18 protein-coding genes and 1 pseudogene are annotated in these 19459 nt (G+C 68.9%); 9 read left to right on the forward strand and 10 right to left on the reverse strand.

Going from position 1 to position 19459, the window contains the following annotated elements; translation table 11 throughout:
- Window positions 1-6 precede the first annotated feature (6 nt).
- Complete coding sequence (locus DYE23_RS05905) at window positions 7-1527, reverse strand: CoA-acylating methylmalonate-semialdehyde dehydrogenase (protein WP_011895838.1); 1521 nt, start codon at window positions 1525-1527, stop codon at window positions 7-9.
- Between the two features lie 126 nt (window positions 1528-1653).
- Here DYE23_RS05905 and DYE23_RS05910 point away from each other — a divergent pair, with 126 nt between their 5' ends.
- A complete protein-coding gene (locus tag DYE23_RS05910; RefSeq protein WP_115326734.1) occupies window positions 1654-3174 on the forward strand; it encodes an FAD-dependent oxidoreductase in 1521 nt (506 codons plus the stop codon).
- Window positions 3171-3776 carry a TetR/AcrR family transcriptional regulator gene (locus DYE23_RS05915; protein ID WP_115326735.1) on the forward strand — a complete coding sequence of 202 codons (606 nt, stop codon included), beginning with the start codon at window positions 3171-3173 and terminating at the stop codon, window positions 3774-3776. Before DYE23_RS05910 ends, DYE23_RS05915 begins: the two co-directional genes overlap by 4 nt.
- Before the next feature lie 30 nt (window positions 3777-3806).
- Here the strand turns inward: DYE23_RS05915 and rfbB are convergent, their stop codons facing one another.
- The 5 genes from rfbB to DYE23_RS05940 all read right to left on the reverse strand — a co-directional run bounded on the left by rfbB (window position 3807) and on the right by DYE23_RS05940 (window position 9808).
- The gene (gene rfbB / locus DYE23_RS05920) at window positions 3807-4814 is read right to left on the reverse strand and encodes a dTDP-glucose 4,6-dehydratase (RefSeq protein WP_115326736.1); all 1008 of its coding nucleotides are present in this window, start codon (window positions 4812-4814) and stop codon (window positions 3807-3809) included.
- Between the two features lie 44 nt (window positions 4815-4858).
- Window positions 4859-5722, reverse strand: a complete 864-nt coding sequence (locus DYE23_RS05925; protein WP_115326737.1) for an LLM class F420-dependent oxidoreductase — start codon at window positions 5720-5722, stop codon at window positions 4859-4861.
- On the reverse strand, window positions 5719-6603 hold the full coding sequence (locus DYE23_RS05930) for an LLM class F420-dependent oxidoreductase (RefSeq protein ID WP_115326738.1): 885 nt from the start codon (window positions 6601-6603) through the stop codon (window positions 5719-5721). The genes DYE23_RS05925 and DYE23_RS05930 overlap by 4 nt, the downstream gene beginning before the upstream one ends.
- Window positions 6596-8056 carry an ATP-binding protein gene (locus tag DYE23_RS05935; RefSeq protein WP_115326739.1) on the reverse strand — a complete coding sequence of 487 codons (1461 nt, stop codon included), beginning with the start codon at window positions 8054-8056 and terminating at the stop codon, window positions 6596-6598. Before DYE23_RS05935 ends, DYE23_RS05930 begins: the two co-directional genes overlap by 8 nt.
- A gap of 87 nt (window positions 8057-8143) precedes the next feature.
- Window positions 8144-9808 (reverse strand): NAD(P)/FAD-dependent oxidoreductase, encoded by a 1665-nt coding sequence (locus DYE23_RS05940; protein WP_011895831.1) that lies wholly within the window; start codon window positions 9806-9808, stop codon window positions 8144-8146.
- A 141-nt stretch (window positions 9809-9949) separates the two neighbouring features.
- Between DYE23_RS05940 and DYE23_RS05945 the strand changes: the two genes are divergently transcribed.
- The 7 genes from DYE23_RS05945 to DYE23_RS05975 all read left to right on the forward strand — a co-directional run bounded on the left by DYE23_RS05945 (window position 9950) and on the right by DYE23_RS05975 (window position 15999).
- On the forward strand, window positions 9950-10801 hold the full coding sequence (locus DYE23_RS05945) for a universal stress protein (protein ID WP_115326740.1): 852 nt from the start codon (window positions 9950-9952) through the stop codon (window positions 10799-10801).
- A 345-nt stretch (window positions 10802-11146) separates the two neighbouring features.
- Entirely contained in the window at window positions 11147-11830 is a 684-nt protein-coding gene (locus DYE23_RS05950) for a hypothetical protein (RefSeq protein WP_013472686.1), read from the forward strand.
- Window positions 11831-11862: 32 nt separating this feature from the next.
- Complete coding sequence (locus DYE23_RS05955; RefSeq protein ID WP_115326741.1) at window positions 11863-12672, forward strand: ribosome hibernation promotion factor; 810 nt, start codon at window positions 11863-11865, stop codon at window positions 12670-12672.
- Between the two features lie 4 nt (window positions 12673-12676).
- On the forward strand, window positions 12677-13567 hold the full coding sequence (locus DYE23_RS05960; protein WP_115326742.1) for a universal stress protein: 891 nt from the start codon (window positions 12677-12679) through the stop codon (window positions 13565-13567).
- A gap of 30 nt (window positions 13568-13597) precedes the next feature.
- A complete protein-coding gene (locus tag DYE23_RS05965) occupies window positions 13598-14185 on the forward strand; it encodes an Rv1733c family protein (protein WP_115326743.1) in 588 nt (195 codons plus the stop codon).
- A gap of 27 nt (window positions 14186-14212) precedes the next feature.
- The gene (locus DYE23_RS05970; RefSeq protein ID WP_115326744.1) at window positions 14213-15259 is read left to right on the forward strand and encodes a zinc-dependent alcohol dehydrogenase family protein; all 1047 of its coding nucleotides are present in this window, start codon (window positions 14213-14215) and stop codon (window positions 15257-15259) included.
- Entirely contained in the window at window positions 15259-15999 is a 741-nt protein-coding gene (locus DYE23_RS05975) for a universal stress protein (RefSeq protein ID WP_011895824.1), read from the forward strand. The genes DYE23_RS05970 and DYE23_RS05975 overlap by 1 nt, the downstream gene beginning before the upstream one ends.
- Here the strand turns inward: DYE23_RS05975 and DYE23_RS05980 are convergent.
- The 4 genes and pseudogenes from DYE23_RS05980 to DYE23_RS05995 all read right to left on the reverse strand — a co-directional run bounded on the left by DYE23_RS05980 (window position 15963) and on the right by DYE23_RS05995 (window position 19439).
- On the reverse strand, window positions 15963-16829 hold the full coding sequence (locus DYE23_RS05980) for a universal stress protein (protein WP_115326745.1): 867 nt from the start codon (window positions 16827-16829) through the stop codon (window positions 15963-15965). The genes DYE23_RS05975 and DYE23_RS05980 overlap by 37 nt on opposite strands.
- A gap of 4 nt (window positions 16830-16833) precedes the next feature.
- A complete protein-coding gene (locus DYE23_RS05985; RefSeq protein WP_011895822.1) occupies window positions 16834-17817 on the reverse strand; it encodes an Acg family FMN-binding oxidoreductase in 984 nt (327 codons plus the stop codon).
- A 229-nt stretch (window positions 17818-18046) separates the two neighbouring features.
- Window positions 18047-18556, reverse strand: a pseudogene (locus DYE23_RS05990) (P-type ATPase actuator domain-containing protein); the annotation flags it as partial.
- 1 nt (window position 18557) lies between these two features.
- Window positions 18558-19439 carry a universal stress protein gene (locus tag DYE23_RS05995; RefSeq protein ID WP_013472681.1) on the reverse strand — a complete coding sequence of 294 codons (882 nt, stop codon included), beginning with the start codon at window positions 19437-19439 and terminating at the stop codon, window positions 18558-18560.
- Window positions 19440-19459 lie beyond the last annotated feature (20 nt).

Raw genomic sequence — 19459 nt, forward strand, 5'->3', positions numbered from 1 at the left:
GGCTTGCTATTTCATCGTCGGGATGACGAACTCAGCGCCATCCTTGATGCCCGAGGGCCAGCGCTCGGTGACGGTCTTGACCTTGGTGTAGAACTGGATCGAGGCCGGGCCGTGCTGGTTGAGGTCGCCGAAGCCGGAGCGCTTCCAGCCGCCGAAGGTGTGGTAGGCGACGGGCACCGGGATCGGGACGTTGACGCCGACCATGCCGACCTGGACCTTGGACACGAAGTCGCGGGCGGCGTCGCCGTCGCGGGTGAAGATCGCGACACCGTTGCCGTATTCGTGCTTGGTGGGCAGGCTCAGTGCTTCGTCGTAGTCGGCGGCGCGCACGATGCACAGCACGGGGCCGAAGATCTCGTCGGTGTAGATCGACATGTCGGTGGTGACGTGGTCGAACAGGGTGGGGCCGATGAAGTAGCCCTTCGACAGGTCCTGGTCGTCGAAGCTCAGTTCGTCGGTGGCGCGCTCGCGGCCGTCGACGACGAGTTCGGCGCCGGCCTCGACACCCTGGCCGATGTAGTCGCGGACCCGCTCGAGTGCGGCGCCGGTCACCAGCGGGCCGTAGTCGGCCTTCGGGTCGAGGCTGTGGCCCACGCGGAGCTGATTGACGCGCTCCACCAGGCGGTTACGGAGTCGGTTCGCGGTTTCCTCGCCGACCGGGACGGCGACGCTGATGGCCATGCAGCGCTCGCCCGCGCTGCCGTAGCCGGCGCCGATGAGTGCGTCGACGGCCTGGTCGAGGTCGGCGTCGGGCATGATGATCATGTGGTTCTTCGCGCCGCCGAAGCACTGTGAGCGCTTGCCGTGGGCGGCGGCGGTCGAGTAGATGTACTGCGCGATGTCGGAGGACCCGACGAAGCCGACGGCCTGGATGTCGGGGTGGGTCAGGATCGCGTCGACGGCTTCCTTGTCACCCTGGACGACCTGGAACACGCCCGCGGGCAGGCCGGCCTCGAGGAACAGCTCGGCCAGGCGCAGCGGCACCGACGGGTCACGCTCGGAAGGCTTGAGGATGAACGCGTTTCCGCATGCCAGGGCGGGGCCGGCCTTCCACAGCGGGATCATCGCGGGGAAGTTGAACGGGGTGATGCCGGCGACGACGCCGAGGGGCTGGCGGATCGAGTAGACGTCGATGCCGGTGCCGGCGTTCTCGGTGAACTCGCCCTTGAGCAGGTGCGGGATGCCGATGGCGAACTCGATGACCTCGATGCCGCGCTGGATGTCGCCCTTGGAGTCGGCGACGGTCTTGCCGTGCTCGATGGACAGCAGCTCGGCGAGCTCGTCGACGTGATCATTGACAAGCTGGATGAACTTCATGAACACGCGGGCGCGGCGCTGCGGGTTCCACGCCGCCCACTCCTTCTGCGCCTCGACCGCGGAGGCCACCGCGGTGTCGACGTCGGCGGCGCTGGCGAGCAGCACCTCGGACTGAACTTCGCCGGTGCTCGGGTTCAGCACGCCGGCGGTGCGCGTGGAGGCCAGCTCGCTGCGCTTTCCATCGATGAAGTGGGGGATGCGTGTGGTCATGACAAAGCCTTCCGAGCCGTAGATACTTGGACATCCTAGTAATTGCGCCGACGGTTTGGCAAGGGGTCAACAGCGTCTCGAATGGACCATCTTTACGTTACGAAGCCGTATCGTTAACATGGGGGCATGCCGGGCGCACACCGTTCTGATGTGGTCGTCGTGGGCGCCGGACCGACCGGTCTGACTTTCGCGTGTTGTCTTCGGTTGCACGGGGTTTCGGTGCGAGTGCTCGATGCGGCGGCAGGCCCCGCGACGACGTCACGCGCGAACTTCCTGCATGCGAGGGGTTCGGAGGTACTCGACCGCATGGGTGCGTTGGGCACTCTGCCGCAGGAGTCGTTGCGAGCTCTGCGCATCACCAACTACCTCGGTGACCGTCCGTTGGCGACGCTGGAGTTCGGCGACCCCGGTATGCGTACGGCCGCGCCGCCGATGGTGGTGTCCCAGGCCAAGGTCGAGGCCGCGCTGCGCGCCCGGTTGGCCGACCTCGGTGTCGAACCTGAGTGGGGCCGGAAGGTGATCGATGTGCGAGAAGACGCCGACGGTGTGGTGGCCGACCTCGCCGACGGTGCGAGAGTGCGCGGGCAGTGGTTGGTCGGGTGTGACGGCACCACGAGCGTGGTACGGCGACAGACGGGCATCGAGTTCCCCGGGGTCCGACTGTCCGAGCGGTTTCTCCTGGCCGACATCCACCTCGACTGGGCGGTCGACCGCGCCGGGACCACCGGCTGGATCCATCCCGACGGTGTGGTCGGCGCCATGCCGATGCCGAGTACGGACGGCCGCGACGACTTGTGGCGGTTGTTCGTCTACGACCCATCGCTGGACCGGAAGCCCACCGACAGCGAGATCCTGGACCGGATCAGCGAACTCGTGCCGTACCGGACCGGCCGCAGGGTCGAGATCGGTGACGCGGAGTGGCTGTCGATGTTCACGGTCCACCGCCGGCTCGCCGACACATATCGGCGCGGCCGCGTGCTGATCGCCGGGGACGCCGCGCATGTGCACGCTCCCTTCGGTGGGCAGGGAATGCTGACCGGCATCGGTGACGCCGAGAATGTGGGATTCAAGCTCGCGCTGGTGGTCCGCGGATTGGCCGCCGACGACCTGCTCGACACCTACGAGGCCGAGCGCAGGCCGCTGGCGACCCAGGTGCTGCGCGGAACCAGCGCGATCACCCGGGTCAATGTGGCCGGTAACCCCATCGTTCGATTCCTGCGTGATCGCGTGGCCCCGAGAGTCTTCGGGCTGCCCGCCGTGCAACGGTGGACCACCTACACGGCGTCCCAGCTGTGGGTCAGCTACCGCAACGGTCCTCTCGGCGGGCGTGGGAGTAAACCGCGCCCCGGCGATCGGATCGACGACGCGCCCTGTTCCCGACCCGATGGCACTGCGACCCGATTGCACGGTGAGCTCGGCGGGCGGTGGGCGTTGCTGTTGCCGCGTGGTGTGCCGGCCGTCGGCGCGGCGGCCGTCCGCGGGCCGGCCGGCTACCTGGCCGATCACGTTGTGACCCTGCACCACGACCGCGACGATGTGATGCTGGTCCGGCCCGACGCGCACCTCGCGTGGCGCGGAGCGCACGACGATCCGACAGGGCTCGACCGTTGGCTGGCAACGGCTTTGCATCCGGGCGGGACACAGTGACGGCGCCGGTGCGAGGCCGGCCGCGGGACCCCGACGCCGACCGCGCGATCCTGCAGGCCGCGCTGGATCTGTTCATCGAACGCGGCGTCGAGGGGTCCAGCATCGAACAGATCGCGAAACGGGCCGGTGTCGGCAAGCCGACCGTCTACCGGCGCTGGGGGACCAAGGAGGAACTGATCGCCGCCGCGATGGAGACGCTGGTCGCGGAGGAAGTGGGGTGGACATCGCCCGAGGCCATCGAGACGCGGTCGCCGCATGTGCTCGTCGAAGCCGCGATCGACAGCGCCGCCGCCGCGACAGCCGCGCCGTACTACCGGGCGTTGGTCGCGCGGGTGTACGGCTCTGCCGTCAGTCATCCGGAGCTGATGACCGTGTACTGGGACCGCTACATCCTGCCGCGACGCGTGCAGGCAACTCGTCTTCTGGAGCGCGCCCGCGAGCTCGGGACCGTTGCCGCGGACACCGATCTCGACGTGGCCATCGACATGATGGTCGGCGCCATCACCTTCCGCGTCCTACAGCCGAACCCTCCCGACGTCGACGAGATGCGGCGTTATCTGCGTGAGGTGTATCGGCAGACCGGACTGCTGCCCGCAGGGTAGAACTTCCACCGTCGACTCGGTGCGCCGGGGTCATTGGCCCCGCGACTGATATGCGGCCTCGACCGCGTCCTTGATGGGACCCCACCACGATCGGTTGTGGCGGTACCAGTCGATGGTGTCGCGCAGCCCGGCCTCGAAATCGCGGTGGGCGGGCCGCCATCCGAGTTCGTCGCGCAGCGGCGTCGCGTCGATCGCGTACCGCAGGTCGTGGCCCGCGCGGTCGGTGACGTGGTCGAAGTCGTCGGGGGAGCGGTCCATCAGTCGCAGGATCGTGCGCATCACCGTCAGGTTGTCGCATTCGCCGTCGGCGCCGATCAGATACGTGCGCCCGACCGCGCCGTGGGTCAGGATCTTCCAGACCGCGCTGTTGTGGTCCTCGACGTGGATCCAGTCGCGCACGTTGGCGCCGGTGCCGTACAGCTTGGGCCGGCGGCCGGTGAGGATGTTGGTGATCTGGCGCGGGATGAACTTCTCCACGTGCTGGAACGGGCCGTAGTTGTTGGAGCAGTTCGACAGCGTCGCGGTCAGCCGGTAGGACCGCACCCACGCCCGCACCAGCATGTCCGACGCGGCCTTGGTCGACGAGTATGGACTGGAGGGGTTGTACGGCGTCGACTCGGTGAACTTCGCGGGGTCGCCGAGCTCCAGGTCCCCGTACACCTCGTCGGTCGAAACATGGTGCAGCCGAACGGGTCTGGATGCAGCCGCGTGGCGAACCGCCTCCAGGATCGTGAACGTGCCGACGATGTTGGAGCGGACGAACGGTTCGGGGTCGGCCAGCGCGTTGTCGACGTGCGTCTCGGCGGCGAAGTGCACGACGGCATCGGACTCGCCGACCAGCCTGCCGACCAGGTCGGCGTCGGTGATGTCCCCCTGCACCAGCCGGATCTGCGTGTCGACCCCGGCCAGTGATTCCCGGCTGCCCGCATAGGTCAGCGAGTCCAGCACCGTGACCCGGACGTCGGGACGGTCCCGCACCGTCGCGAGCACGAAGTTGGCGCCGATGAAACCCGCCCCGCCGGTGACCAGCAACCGCATGAGCAGTGACCCTATCTAGCGCCCGACCGACGAGCGCGCCACGGTCAGTCCGCGGCCTTGAGATCCAGCGGGCCGGCCAGTTCCTCCAGCGTCGACAGCAACTCGTCGCCGCCGCCGAGCACCTGGATCGCGACGTGGTCGGCGCCGGCGGCCAGGTGCTCGCTCAGCCGTGCCGCGATCTCGTCGGGCGATCCGTAGGCGACGACGGCGTCGATGAAGCGGTCGCTGCCGGGGCGTTCCAGGTCCTCCTCGGTGAAGCCGAGGCGCTTCCAATTGTTCACATAGTTGGACAGCCCCAGATAGAAGTCGACGGTGCCGCGGCCGATCTCGCGGGCCTTCTCGGCGTCGTCGGTCAGCACCACCTTGTGTTCGGGAGCGATCAGCACCGTCGGGCCGAGCAGTTCGCGCGCCTGTCCGGTGTGCACCGGCGTCGTCAGGTACGGGTGTGCGCCGGCGCTGCGCTGCGCTGCGAGCTTGAGCACCTTGGGTCCGAGCGCGGCCACCACCATGCGGCTGGTGGGCACCTTCGCCGCATCCAGCTTGTCGAGATAGTCGACCAGTGCCTGGTAGGGCTTCGTGTACTCCTGTGTGTGCTCGGGGTGTCCGACACCGACACCGAGCAGGAACCTGCCCGGGAACGCCTTCTCGATGCGGTGATAGGACTCGGCGACCTCGTCGGCGTCCGCCGTCCAGATGTTGACGATGCCGGTGGCGACCTGCAGCGTCTCCGTCTTCTCCAGGATCGGCTCGACGAACGCCAGATCCGCCGCGGGCGAGGCGCCCACCCAGACCGTGCCGTACCCGAGCTTCTCGATCTCGACTGCCTGGTCGGGGGTGACCGGCTCGCCGGTCCACACGCCGAAACGGCCGAGCGCGGGCTTCAGCGACGGGCCCTCGGAGTTCGTCATCGTTGCTCCTCTGTGCTTTCGAGTCCCAGCGGGCCGGCCAACTCCGCCAGTGCGGGCACCAGCTTGTCGGAGCCGGTCAGCACCTGCACGGGCACGTGGTCGGCGCCTGCGTCGAGATGTTCTTTCAGACGCGCGGCGATCTGTTCGGCGGTGCCATAGGCGACCACGGCATCCACCAGACGGTCACTACCCGGTTTTGCGACGTCTTCATCACCGAATCCGAGACGTTTCCAACTGTTGAGGTAGTTGGCCAGGTCCAGGTAGATCTCCAGAGCTTTCCGGCCGACCTCGCGGGCCCGGTCGGGGTCGGTCACATGCTCCTCGCGCGAGCGCTCATCGGTCGTCAGCACCACCTTGTGCTCCGGGGCCAGGAACGCCTCCGGGCCGATCAGCTCCCGCGCCCGCGCGGTGTGTTCCGGTGTCGTCAGGTACGGGTGCGCGCCGGCGGCACGGTCCGCCGAGAGCTTCAGCACCTTCGGGCCCAGTGCGGCGACGACGCGCCGCCCGCGCGGGACGCCGTACTCGTCGAGCTTGTCCAGGTATTCGACCAGCGCGTCGATCGGTCGGCGGTACTGCTGGTGCGCCTCTGGATGGCCGACGCCGATGCCGAGCAGGAACCGACCGGGATGGGCCGACTCGATCCGGTGGAAGGACTCGGCGACCGGGCCGGCGTCGGCGGTCCAGATGTTGACGATGCCGGTGGCGACCTGCAGTGTCGTCGTCGCGGCAAGGAGAGGCTCGACCCAGTCGAGCTCGGCGGGCGGCGATCCGCCGACCCACACCGCGCCGTAACCCAGGGCCTCGATTTGCTGTGCCTGCTCCGGGGTGACCCCGCGGCCGAACGATCCGAAGCGGCCCAGATCCGGCGTGACGTCACTCATTGGACGGACCCGTCGGGGCGGGGGCCGCCAGCGGCAGGCAGATGACGAACCGGGTGTCGCCGGGCTGCGACTGCACGGTCAGGTTGCCCTTGTGCTTCTCGACGACGATGCGCCACGCGAGATCCAGGCCCAGGCCGGTGCCCTCACCGAACGGCTTCGTGGTGAAGAACGGCGTGAAGATGCGGTCGATGATGTCGTCGGGAATCCCGGGGCCGTCGTCGCAGATCTCGACGCGGATCAGGTCCTCGTTCTCCCGCATCGTGCGGATCGTCAAGGTGCCCTGACCGTCCATCGCCTGGATCGCGTTGTCGATGATGTTGGTCCACACCTGGTTGAGATCGCCCGGATAGCAGAGCAGTTCGGGAAGCGTCTTGTCCTTGTCCCACACCAGGTTGATCTTGTCCTTGCCAAGCTTGTCGCCGAAGATCGTCTTGACCGTGCTGAAGAGCAGTTCGTGGACGTTGACCTGTTGGTACTCGGCGCGGTCCATCTGGGAGTACTGCTTCGCGCCGGCCAGCAGCGCCGAGATGCGTTTGCTGGCCTCGGCGATCTGGTTCATCAGCAGCTCGTTGTCGATGGTGTACTTCAGCCAGCCGATCGCCCCCGGCAGGGTCGCCGAGCAGTCGACGTCGTCGATCGAGGCCTCGACCCGCTCCAGCCAGTCCACGTCGAGCCCCGCGTCGACGAACGTCGGCGCGTAGTCCCATGCCGCCGAGATGCCGTGTGCTTCGAGCCAGTCGCCGATCTGGTCCTCCCGGTCGGAGGTCTCGATCGCGGTGAGCTCCTGGGCCTTCGATTTGGCGACCTGCTCGGCGACCTCGTCCTGGATGCTGACCAGGACCCGCAGTGCCTCCGGGGTGAACTTGCCGTCGGCCAGCATGGCGAGCTTGTGGCGCATCTTGCCGACGCCCTCGCGCAGGTCGGCCACCGCGCGTGCGGTCGCCCCGGCCGGATTGTTGAGCTGGTGGGTCAGGCCCGCCGACAGCTGGCCGAGGGCGAGCAGCTTCTCCCGGGTGTCGATGATCTGGCGCTGCCGCATGCCGCCGACCATGTGGCCTTCCAGCAGATGCACGGCCATCGGGAACTCGCGCTGCATGAACGTCGCGAAGGCCGCCGCGTCGAGCACGAAGAACCGCGAGGGTCGGGTCACCCGCACCGAGGCCTGATAGGTCTTGTCCTCACCCGGCACGTAGGCCGACCACGCCCCGCAGTAGACGCCGCGCTGCGACGTGCGGTTGGTTTCGAGGTCGACGCCCCCGGAGCGCTTGGACATCACCAGTTCGCCGTCGATCATCACGTAGAAGCAGGTCGCCGGATCGCCCTCGGTGCAGATGGGGCCCGGTTCGAACGTCGCGATGTGGCCGTGGGCGCACAGGTCCTGCAGTTGGTCGTCGGTCAGCTTCTCGAACAGGAACAGGCTCCGCAGTTCGTCGGGCAGACACTTCTCACCCATGGGTGGGTCCTTCCTGTAGCGAGGTAGACAAACGCGTACCGCCGTGGATTGATTCCGCCACCTGCCCGGACATGGGGTCGCCGGTGCTCATGTCTCGGCGAGATACCGGTGCACGAGCATCACCGCCATCGATCCCTCACCGACGGCCGCGGCCACCCGCTTGGCCGAGTCTGCCCGGACGTCGCCGGCGACGAACACCCCGGGGACGCTGGATTCCAGATGGTGCGGCGGCCGGTCCAGTGTCCAGCCGCTGACGTCGCGCAGATCGGGCCCGGCCGGGATGAACCCGTGGTCGTCGCGCACCACGACGCCGTCGAGCCATTCGGTGCGGGGCTCCGCGCCGATGAAGATGAACATCCGCCCGCACGTCACCTCGTCGCGCTGTCCGGTCTGCGTGTTCTCCAGACAGATCCCTTCGAGGTGGCCGTCGCCCTTGACCGCGTGCACCACGGTGTGCGGCAGTTCCCTGATGTTGTCCTGTGCCCTGATCTGCTGGATCAGGTAGTGCGACATCGAGTCCTCGAGGGTGCGCCTGCTGACGATCGTCACCGTCTTCGCGGTGCGGGCCAGGTGCATCGCGGCCTGGCCGGCGGAGTTGGCGCCGCCGATCACGTACACCTCGTCGTCGTCGCAGTCGGCCGCCACCGACGCGGTCGCTCCGTAGTACACCCCGGCGCCGGTCAGATCCGCGCAGCCGTCCGCCGGAAGTTGCCGGTACTCGACGCCCATCGCGAGGATCACCGCGCGGGTGCCGATGGTGCGGCCGTCGGACAGGTGCACGGTGCGCGCGTTGCCGTCGACCTCCAGGCGGGTGACCTCGGCGGCGGTGATCAGCTCGGCCTCGAACTTCTCGGCCTGCCTGCGGGCGCGTTCGGCGAGTTGGGCGCCCGAGAGGCCGTCGGGGAAACCGAGGTAGTTCTCGATGCGGGAGCTCTGCCCGGCCTGCCCGCCGGTCGCGGTGCGCTCGATCAGCACGGTCCTGAGGCCTTCGGAGGCGCCGTAGACGGCCGCGGCCAGGCCCGCGGGACCCCCGCCGATGACCACCAGGTCGTAGAAGTCGCCCGACGGGGTCGTGGTCAGCCCCAGCGTCGAGCCCAGCTCCGCGTCGGTCGGGTCGACCAGCGTCTCGCCCTGCTCGGTGATGATCACCGGCAACGTCATCCCGTCCTGGCCCGCCGCCTCCAGCAGCGCGGCGCCCTTCGGCTCGTCGGAACGGAACCAGGTGTAGTACAACCGGTTTCGCGCCAGGAACTCGCGCACCTCCGAAGACCTCGCGTTCCACGGGTGACCGATGATCTTGGTGTGCGGGATCGCGCGGTCGCCGGTGGAGCGCCACGCGTCGAGCAGCGCGTCGATCACCGGGTAGAGCTTCTCCTGCGGCGGGTCCCACGGCTTGAGCAGATAGTGGTCCAGATCGACGACGTTGATGGCGTCGATCGCGGCGTGGGTGTCGGCGTACGCGGTGAGCAGCACGCGCCGGGCGAGCGGGAAGATGTCCATCGCGGCTTCGAGGAACTCGATGCCACTCATCTGCGGCATCCGGTAGTCGGCGACGAACACCGCCACCGTCTCACCGCGCAGCTTCAGTTCGTTCAGCGTCTCCAGCGCATCGGGGCCCGACTCCGCGCGCATGATCCGGTACTTCTCGCCGTAGTGCCTGCGGAGATCCCGGGCCACGGCGCGCGACACCGCAGGGTCGTCGTCGACGGTGAGGATCACGGGTTTTCGGGGCTGGTGCTCAGGTCCAGTCATCGCACCAAGTATGCGCCTGCTGTCCAGGGAATTCGTGGGCAGACGAAGAAGGGCATTAGGTCCCTACCGGCACGATCCGGGGCGGTCCTAGCCTCGACGGTGTTGATGGCTGCGTGGGCCCGACAGCAAGGGGGAGTGCGAATGCCGGCGAACGTGATGGTCGGATACGACGGTTCACCGGCGGCCTGCGCGGCCATCAACGCCGGCGCCGCGCTGTTCCCCAACGCGCACGCATGGATCGCCCACATCTGGCAGCCCCCCTTCGCCGGCAAGCGCCTGCGCCGCAGGCTGCGGGCCGCCGCGCGCACCGCCGACGAACTCGCCGAGCTGATCGAGCGCGAGGGCGCCCGGGAGGCGGACACCATCGCGTCCGCCGGGGTGGCCCTGGCCAAGGCCGCCGAGTGGGATGCCGAACCGGTGGTGAAACGCACGTACGGTTCCGACGGAATGCGGCTCTCGCAGTTGGCCGAACAGATGCACAGTGACGTCCTCGTGCTCGGGGACCGCGGCCTCGACGCCACCGACGCCGTCATTGGCAGCGTCGCCGACATGGCGGTGCACTACTCGACGGTCCCTGTGCTGGTGGTCCCGAATCCGTTGCTGGCCGAGGAGTTCGCCGCGCTGGCCCGCGGTCCGATCGTGGTGGCCTTCGACGGGTCGCCGGGCGCCGACGCGGCAGCCGAGAAGGCCCGCACCCTGTTCCCGGACCGGGAAGTGGTGCTCGCCGGGGTCCGCGACGAGGACGACGACCCCGCCGCCCGGCAGTGGCCCGACGATGTGGAAGTGCTCTCGACAAGCGAACCGAACTGGCTCGGACGCCCGCGCGACCGGGCGACCGCCGACGCGCTGATCGACTTCGCCGACCGTAGGGACGCCGCCGTGCTGGTGGTCGGTTCGCGCGGCCGCTCGGCGGTGCGTGAGGTGCTGCTCGGCAGCGTCGCCGTCGCGGCGGTCAACCGGTCACACCGGCCGGTCATGGTCGTGCATTCCTGATCAGATCGCGGCTGCTTCTCTCGGCGATATGGTGGCAGCGCGGTCGCTGGGCACGCTGCCTGATGCCCCGCAACATCTTCTGCTCCATGACGAAGTGGACGGTAGGATTGCCCACGGCGACCGGCGATTCTGCGGCACGACAACGTTGTTCATGTCTCCTCCTCGATTCTCGACAATCGGTGCTGCTCCTCGCATCCGACCACCGGCCACGCCCGGCGACTAGGGACTGAAGTCCTCCAGATCAGAGTCGTTCGTCCGGCGAGCACGGTGCAGCGGCCCTTACCGTGACGGATATGAGGACCACCGGCCCTAGTGCGTCCCCGCGGTCTGCGCGAAGGTGACGGCATGACCAAGCGGATGATCCGGGCTGCTGTGGCGGCAGCGGCGTTGTACGGCGCACGGCGCTACTTTCGTGACTGGGGCACCACCAAAGGAGAATCGTCGAGCGTGCTCGCCGGTGACGAGTTGCTGGGGCCCCCGGTCCTGCAGGCCACCGAGGGCGTCTCGATCGACGCGCCCGTCGACGCGGTGTGGCCGTGGGTGGTACAGATCGGCCAGGATCGCGGTGGCCTCTACAGCTTCGAAACCCTGGAGAACGCCGCAGGTTTGGACTACCACAATGCCGACTTGATCCACCCCGAGTGGCAGCACCTGGCTGTCGGGGACTCCGTACGGCTGGTGCCCCGAAAATGGTTCGGGCTGGCCGACGGGGTGGAGATGACGGTCGCGCGGATGACCGCGCCGCAGTCGATCGTGTTGCGAGCGGCGCCGCCGGGGTTGCCGTGGGAGATGGTGTGGTCGTTCCATCTGATCCCGCGCGGGGACGACCAATGCCGGCTGCTGATCAGATCCCGCCTGGCACTTCGGCATCCGGGAGAGGTCGTCGCGGCCGAACTGGTCGGGCCCGCGCGCGCGTTCGTCACGCGGGGCATCCTGCTCGGCATCAAGCGGCGCGCCGAAAAGGCTGTGAAGATGCCCCCTGTCCAGGGCTTTACGCCCGCCCACACGGCGGAGGACCTTCGGCCCTAACGCCGCGCTATGGGAGGGCGTACCAACAGATTATGAGCAACGGAGCAGAAGCGCCCCCGACTGTCGACGTCGACGTGACCACACACGGAGATTTTCCGGGTATCGCCGAATACGCACAGTCCAAGATCGGCGGGCTGACCCGCCTCGCCCGGCGGCCGGTCTCCTACGCGCGCGTCCGGTTGACCCGTCGGCACGACCCGGCCGTGGAGCGGCCGGTGATCGCCCAGGCGAACCTCGACGTCGGGGGCCGACCCGTACGTGCCCAGGTGGAGGCGGCGACCGCGCAGGAGGCCATCGACACGCTGGAATCGCGTCTGCGTCGCCGGCTGGAACACCTCCACGACCGCTGGGATACGCCGCGAGGCCCGGGTGCGGCGCCGCCGTGGCGGCACGACGACAAGGCCGAACGGGAAATCCGGTCGTTCGGAGGAACTCCGCGTGAGCCCAGGATCATTCGCCGCAAGTCCTACTCCATGGCGCCGTGCACGGTCGACGACGCGGTCGCGGAGATGGAACTGCTCGATTACGACTTCCATCTCTTCGCCGAGAAGGGTTCGGGGACAGCCGCTGTCGTCTACCGGTCAGAGCCGACGGGCTATCGGATCGCGCTCGTGGCGCCGTCCCTGGCCGGCGAGGTGGCGCCGTTCCAGGGACTCGTCACGATCAGCCCGCACGCGGTGCCGTGCCTGCGCGAGCAGGACGCGCTCGAACGACTGAGGCTTCTGGGCCTTCCGTTCCTGTTCTACGTCGATGCCGCACAAGGCCGGGCCAGCGTGCTGTACCGGCGCTTCGACGGCGACTTCGGGGTCCTCACCCCGGCCCCCATCACGAGTGAGAGGTGATCCGATGACCCTTCCCACGAACCGGCCCTACGGCGTGATCGCCGCAGTCGACGGCTCACCGAGCTCGCTGGCAGCAGCACAGTGGGCAGCACGTGAAGCCTCTCTGCGGGATGTGCCCGTCACGCTGGTGCATGTCAAGCCGACCGACGAGATCGGCCCGTGGTTGGACATGCCGGTGGTACCCGAGTACACCGCGGCGATCGATCGCCGCTGCGCCGAAATCGTCGCCGAAGCGGTCAAAGTCGTCTCCGCGGCCCTCCAGGACCGGCGTCAGGTTCCCGTCAAGGAGGTGACACTGTCCGGCCGGGTGAAGCCGATGCTCGTCGAGGCGTCCGGCGAGGCCGATCTGCTGGTGGTCGGGTGCCGCGGTCTCAGCGGACTGGGGCGCCTCCTGCTGGGATCCACCACTGCGGCAATGCTTCACCACGCGCGGTGCCCGGTCGCGGTGATCCACGACGAGGAAGTGGAGGAGGCCGCATCGTCGGATCCGGTTGTGGTCGGCGTCGATGCGTCGCCGGCCTCGGAGCCGGCGGTGGCGCTGGCTTTCGACGAGGCGTCGCGGCGCGGTGTCGGGCTGGTCGCCGTCCACACATGGATGAACAGCGCCGACTTCTACGTGGACGTGTCGGTTATCGACGTGGCGGCCCAGGCCGAGGAGGAACTGGCCCAGCGGCTGGCGGGCTGGGGCGAGCAGTACCCCGACGTCGAAGTCCGCCGAGTGGTGGCGCAGGACAATCCGACGCATCGGTTGATCGACGAATCCCGGCGCGCGCAACTGCTGGTCGTGGGCAGCCACGGCCGCGGCGGATTCACCGGGATGCTGCTCGGCTCGGTCAGCAGCGCGGTGGCGCAGGCGGCACGCCTACCCGTCATCGTGGTCCGCGGAGCGGGCTGAGGTCGGACGGACGCGATCTGGAGAACTGTGATGCAGACCTTCACGCTCGGTTTCGGGGTGTGGCTACGCCGGCTGGCGTCCCGTAGTCCGCTCGTCCGGTCGACCGACCGCGTCGAGGCGGCGGTGATGACGCTGATCGTCGTCGCGGGTGTGTGTGCCGTCCCGATCGCCGGGGCGGTCGGGACGGCGGAGTACGACCGGCTGACGAATTCCCTTGCCGCCGAACGCCTCACCCACAGGGAAGTCGATGCGACCGTCGTCCGGGACAGCCGGACGGTATCGGAGCCCTACGAGACGACGTATCTCACCGAGATCGGCTGGAATGTCGGCGGCGTCGCACGCACCGCCGAGATTGCAACCTCGCGCAAGAGTGCGGGCGACCGGCTGACGATCTGGGTCGACGACTCGGGAGATCTGGTGCGCAAGGGGCTGACCGACGGGGACGCCGCCACCCAGGCCGTCGTCGGGGCGCTCGGCGTGTGGTTCGCGGTGACGGGGCTCGGGGTGGCGACGTGGATGCTGCTGCGGCTGAGGCTCGACCACCTGCGGTCGCAGAACTGGGATCGGGAGCTCGACGACCTCGCGGACAACGGTGGCCGCAGCAACAACACGACCTAGACACCCGAACACCTGAGAGGGGCGATTATGAAGGCGATGGTCTACACGGGTCCGGGGCAGCGGTCCTGGCAGACGGTGCCGGATCCTGTCCTCGTGGACGCCACGGACGCGATCGTCCGCGTCGACACGGTGACGATCTGCGGTACCGATCTGCACATCCTCAAAGGTGATGTGCCGGAGGTGGAGTCGGGACGCATCCTCGGCCACGAAGCCGTGGGGACGGTGACCGCGATCGGATCCGCGGTACAGACCCTTTCGGTCGGTGACCGGGTGCTGGTGTCCTGTATCAGTTCGTGTGGTGCATGCCGGTACTGCAGGCAGGGTCACTACGGCCAGTGCCTCGGCGGCGGTGGATGGATCCTGGGACACCTCATCGACGGAACGCAGGCGGAGTATGTCCGGGTCCCGTTCGCGGACAACTCGACCCATAAGGTGCCGGCCGGCGTCAGCGGCGAGCAGATGATCGTCCTGGCCGACATCCTTCCGACGTCCTACGAAGTCGGCGTCCTCGCGGGCAGAGTCGGACCCGGAGACGTGGTGGCCATCGTCGGCGCCGGCCCGATCGGTCTGGCGGCCGTTCTCACCGCGAAGTTGTACAGCCCGAGCCATATCGTCGTGATCGACGTCGCCGACACGCGGTTGGAGGCCGCGAAGAAGCTGGGCGCCGACGTGACCGTGAACTCCCGCTCGCGACGGCCTCGCGACGTGATCGACGAACTCACCGGCGGTCTCGGCGCCGACGTCGTGATGGAGGCGGTGGGTCTTCCCGAGACCTTCGAGGAGTCGGTCGATCTGGTGCGGCCCTGCGGGCACGTCGCGAACATCGGTGTGCACGGCGCGCCCGCGACATTGCATCTGGAGCGGATCTGGATCAAGAACCTGACGATAACCACCGGGCTGGTGGACACCCACTCCACGCCGACCCTGATCTCGCTGGTCGCCAACGGCCGGCTCGACGCCGCCACCATGATCACCCACCGGTACCCGATGGACGAATTCGACACGGCCTACCAGGTTTTCGGCGATGCTGCGAACTCAGGAGCGTTGAAGGTCGTGCTGACGGCGACGTCGTGATGTCGGCGCTGCCGCTGCGCCACAAGCCGGTCGTCGTGGGTGTGGACGGATCCCGGGCGGCCGTCAACGCCGTCCGCTGGGCTGCGGCCGAGGCGCTCGCCCGGGAGGTGTGCCTGCGCCTCGTGCACGCCGTGGCGTCGCCGGCACCGGACGACGCGGTACTGGACAGGGCGAAGATCGCCGCCCTGGCTTCGCACGACTCACTCGAGGTGGAGGTGGTCTCGACAGTCGGTGAGCCCGGCCCCGTCCTGGTGCGGGAGTCCCGGGACGCGTCGATGATCTGTGTCGGGTCCCGACCGGTCGCGAGCGCCGACGCACCGACGATCGGACCGACCGCGCGAGCGCTGGCCGCGGGCGCGGACTGCCCGGTGGCCGTCATCAGGACCGGACGGGACGGTCTACCGCAGACCGCCGGAGCGATCGCCGTGGTTCTCTCCGATGACGACGACACCGACGCCACCGTCCATCTGGCGATGCACGAGGGCAGGCTACGGCATGCGACCGTACGTCAGATCGACAGACGCACCGACAGCTGGGTGCGTCGCTACCCCGACGTCCACGTCGAACTCGTGGCCGCGGGTACCGGTCGGCAGTATGCTCGAAATGACCTCGCCCCCAATGGGATCGGACTGGCGGTGGTGGGTCGCCGCGATGCGGTCGAACTGGCCGAGGTGGGCAGGAACAACTCCCATCCGATCCTCGGCTATCCGGATTGCTCGCTGCTGCTGGTCCGGTCGTGACGACGTCCCGGCGGGGCGTCGCAGATCAGGATGTCGAACTCGCAATCGACGCACGGAGCGAGCAACTCGGCCACATCGTCGGCGCGTTCGTGTGAGAGAACTGCCAGCCGGATCCCTTTCCGATGTCGGGCAAGATAGTTCAGGATGCTGCCCGGCGCCGCGGTGACGTGCGCATCCAGATCAGGGTGCTGTCGGCGCCTCGGCGCCAGCCAACGCTCCCACCGCGCCTTGACCAGCCGATTCTTCCTCGCCACCGCATGGTCGTCGTACATGTCCGGGTAACGGGAGGGCCAGGCCGCGACGATGCGCAGCGGAGCGCCCCGCAACAACGCCTCGTCGACGGCACGCGTTGACGTCGCGTCGTCCGACGGTGATGCACCGGCTTCCGCCACCACCCAGCGCGCACCGGGCGAGTGGTTGGCCGCAGGGTGGATGATCGCCACCGGACAGCGTGCCGAGGACGCGATCTCGGCGGCGGTGGATCTGCGCGCGCGGTGCCGCCCGGAGGCGCCGTCGGTGAAACCGAGGCAGAGCATGGCCGCATCATGCGACGCTGCACTCAGCGCGGGTGCTGTGGCCCCGCAGATGATCTGGGATTCGATCCGCACGGGCGCCCCCAGCGCCTCGACGGCGGTGACCGCGTTGTGCACGATGCGCCCTGCGCGGGCAAGGTCCTGCGCGTCGACCCGCCCGTCCCCCGTCGCGGTGACGGCGTGCACGAGGCGCAGCGGGAGGTCTCTGCTCGCAGCCTCCTTCACGGCCCACGCCGCGGCCGCGGCGCCGGTCGCCGATCCGTCGACCCCGACGAGCACCGCAGACGACCTGACCATGCCCTCAGTCCTCGAACCGAAGGATGTCGGAGGGCGGACGGCGCGGTGTCGGCGGTCCGGTTGCTCGGGAAGAGGGCGCAGTACCCACCCGGACCAGCAGTTGGGGTGAGTCCGGCGATCCGGTCAGCGCCGCCAGGGTCTTCCGGCTCTCGGGAACCTCGATGAGGTGGGACAGGGTGCACGTCGAGAGCCCTGCCAAGGTGGCGTCGAGCAGGAACGACGACAGCATCTCCCCACACGCCAGGAACACGGCGCGGCTGTCGTCCCCGGTCGACAGCACGACCACTCTGGCATGGTCCTCGGCGATCTCACCGCGCCGGTCGCCGTGACCGGCGGCCGGGAAGTCACGGGCGATGCCGACATGGGCGCTCTCGATCGGAGACAACAGTGCAGCAGACGGAATCCCCTCGGCGACCGCGACATCGGCGGTCCAGCCGATGAGTTCGGCGTGATAGTCGGAGTCGTAACGGCGGATCGTCCTGGTCAGTTCTGAGGCCTCGACGAGGGCGGCCCGCGACGCATCGGGGAGGACGTGAAGGGACACCCCCTGAGACGCCGAGAACGGGGTGAGCCCCCGCAGGAACCCGTCCCAGTGGGCCGGTTCGGCGAACGGCAGCCGGTCGGTGTGCCTGCGCGACACGGCGTCGGCGCGTCGGCGGTGTGCGTCGGTGACGAAGTCCAGTCTGCTGAAGCCGACCGTCGCCAGGTGGTCGAGGTTGTTCGGATTCGGGAACCGCTCGGTGTGCGATCGCCACCCGGCCGCCGCCATGGCCACCCGGAAGTGGTCGAGGACGGCCCCGCAGCTGATCACCAGCTCCCGTCCGGTCGGGTCGGTGTGCCGCGGCGCCGCGGCGTCGTCGAGAAACAGCATCACCGCGGTGGCATCGGCGACCCATCGCCACGGCTGACTGTTGTGCAGGGACGGCGCACGGGAAGCCAGCGCCACGGCGTCGGTGATGACCTCGATGTCCACGGCCGTGTCGTGCATCTGAAAACCTCCGTCCGGCCCCTCTACTGTCGCCCGGCCCCGTCGAACGGTCCAGGGCCAATGGTCCTCTGCTCCGTGGATCACCGATCGGGGTCTGTCTGGACCAGCGTGAAGTAGTTCTCCTCCTCCTGGACGAAGTGCAGCCGCAGCAGCGCGTGCAGACCGTAGAGGCAGGCCAGCAGGTCGTCGACCTGGTAGGGCTGGATGCCGCCGGAAGATTCGGCCAGGTGTCGAGCACCGCGACCGCGTCGACGACCCTGCCGTCCACCGGGACCACGTCTCCCGGCGCGATGACCAGGACGTCGTCCACGGCGACCTCGGCGATGGGCACCGTCTGGACCTCGGTGCCGGTACGCCGCCGGGCGAAGCGCGGGGCGCGTTCCAGCAGTGCGGTGAGGTCACGCGACGCGCGTCGCGAGGCCGCGGCGTCGAGAGCGCGGCCGCCCGCGAGCATCACCGCGATCAGGGCGCCCGCGAGGTATTCGCCGACCAGCAGGGTGCCGCCCAGTGACAGCACCGCGATCAGGTCCACCCCGAGGCGTCCGCTGCGCAGCGCGAGGATCACCCATGCCACGGCGGGCACGATCGCGACGGCCGTTCCGGCGGCCCAGCACATGTCGGCGATCCGGTCGGCCCCCGACAACCAGGCCACCGCGCCGGCGCCCAGCGCCCCGACCGTGAGGATCGTCAGCGCGGGTTCGAGGAGCGGGCGCCACCGGGTGTGACCGGAGCCGGCCACGTCAGCCGCGCACGACGGCGACCGGTGCGAGCGCCGATTCGGCGACGGTGGTGCTGACCGAGCCCAGGAGCAGACCCGCGATGCCGCCGCGACCGCGGCTGCCGACGACGACCAGCTGAGAGTGCCTGGACTCGTCGATCAGCCAGCGGGCCGGTGTGTCGCACACGATCCGGCGCCGGATGTGGACGTCGGGGTAGCGCTCCTGCCAGCCGGCGAGCCGCTCGGCCAGGATCTCGTGGCCCTCCTGCTCGTACTGGTGCCAGTCCATGCCGAGGATCGGGAAGACCGCGACGTCGCTCCACGCGTGCAGGGCCACCAGATCGGCGCCGCGACGGGAAGCCTCGTCGAAGGCGAACGCCGTCGCGTTCTCCGACGCGGGCGAGCCGTCGATGCCCAGCAGCACCGGCAGCGCACCGGCATCTCTGGGCACCACGCCCTCTTTGGCGATCACGGTCGGACAGTGCGCATGGTGCAGCAGTGCCCGGCTGACCGATCCCAGCACGGCACCACCGACGGGGCCCAGTCCCCGGCTGCCGAGCACCAGAAGGTCGGCGTGCTTGGAGGCCTCGGTGAACTCGGGCACGATGCCGTCGTGGCGCAGTTCGACGTTCACCGTCGGGGCGGTGGAGTCGGACACGGCGGCCGCGAGGGTCTCCTGGGACTGCTTGAGCACGCGCTGGGCGTTGTCCTCCTGCCATTCGTAGAAGTTCGCGACGACCGTGTCGATCGGCCAGGTCACCACGATCGGCGTGACGACGTGCATCAGCGTCACCGGACGGCGCCGCAGGACCGCCTCCTGTGCTGCCCACCGCACCGCGGCATGCGACTCGGGAGAGCCGTCGACGCCGACGAGGATCCCGAGGTCGGGGGAAGAGTCGGACATGCTGTCTCCTTGTGTTCGAA

The sequence above is a fragment of the Mycolicibacterium gilvum genome (assembly GCF_900454025.1).
Classification (GTDB): domain Bacteria; phylum Actinomycetota; class Actinomycetes; order Mycobacteriales; family Mycobacteriaceae; genus Mycobacterium; species Mycobacterium gilvum.

Excerpts from the sequence above, each read along its gene's own strand:
- DYE23_RS05950 (WP_013472686.1), top strand. The coding sequence starts at position 11,147 with ATGACCAAGCGGATGATCCGGGCTGCTGTGGCGGCAGCGGCGTTGTAC.
- DYE23_RS05905 (WP_011895838.1), bottom strand. The coding sequence starts at position 1,527 with ATGACCACACGCATCCCCCACTTCATCGATGGAAAGCGCAGCGAGCTG.
- DYE23_RS05975 (WP_011895824.1), top strand. The coding sequence starts at position 15,259 with ATGTCGGCGCTGCCGCTGCGCCACAAGCCGGTCGTCGTGGGTGTGGAC.
- DYE23_RS05980 (WP_115326745.1), bottom strand. The coding sequence starts at position 16,829 with ATGGTCAGGTCGTCTGCGGTGCTCGTCGGGGTCGACGGATCGGCGACC.
- DYE23_RS05945 (WP_115326740.1), top strand. The coding sequence starts at position 9,950 with ATGCCGGCGAACGTGATGGTCGGATACGACGGTTCACCGGCGGCCTGC.
- DYE23_RS05960 (WP_115326742.1), top strand. The coding sequence starts at position 12,677 with ATGACCCTTCCCACGAACCGGCCCTACGGCGTGATCGCCGCAGTCGAC.
- DYE23_RS05910 (WP_115326734.1), top strand. The coding sequence starts at position 1,654 with ATGCCGGGCGCACACCGTTCTGATGTGGTCGTCGTGGGCGCCGGACCG.
- DYE23_RS05930 (WP_115326738.1), bottom strand. The coding sequence starts at position 6,603 with ATGAGTGACGTCACGCCGGATCTGGGCCGCTTCGGATCGTTCGGCCGC.
- DYE23_RS05935 (WP_115326739.1), bottom strand. The coding sequence starts at position 8,056 with ATGGGTGAGAAGTGTCTGCCCGACGAACTGCGGAGCCTGTTCCTGTTC.
- DYE23_RS05965 (WP_115326743.1), top strand. The coding sequence starts at position 13,598 with ATGCAGACCTTCACGCTCGGTTTCGGGGTGTGGCTACGCCGGCTGGCG.
- DYE23_RS05925 (WP_115326737.1), bottom strand. The coding sequence starts at position 5,722 with ATGACGAACTCCGAGGGCCCGTCGCTGAAGCCCGCGCTCGGCCGTTTC.
- DYE23_RS05985 (WP_011895822.1), bottom strand. The coding sequence starts at position 17,817 with ATGCACGACACGGCCGTGGACATCGAGGTCATCACCGACGCCGTGGCG.
- DYE23_RS05970 (WP_115326744.1), top strand. The coding sequence starts at position 14,213 with ATGAAGGCGATGGTCTACACGGGTCCGGGGCAGCGGTCCTGGCAGACG.
- DYE23_RS05995 (WP_013472681.1), bottom strand. The coding sequence starts at position 19,439 with ATGTCCGACTCTTCCCCCGACCTCGGGATCCTCGTCGGCGTCGACGGC.
- rfbB (WP_115326736.1), bottom strand. The coding sequence starts at position 4,814 with ATGCGGTTGCTGGTCACCGGCGGGGCGGGTTTCATCGGCGCCAACTTC.
- DYE23_RS05940 (WP_011895831.1), bottom strand. The coding sequence starts at position 9,808 with ATGACTGGACCTGAGCACCAGCCCCGAAAACCCGTGATCCTCACCGTC.
- DYE23_RS05955 (WP_115326741.1), top strand. The coding sequence starts at position 11,863 with ATGAGCAACGGAGCAGAAGCGCCCCCGACTGTCGACGTCGACGTGACC.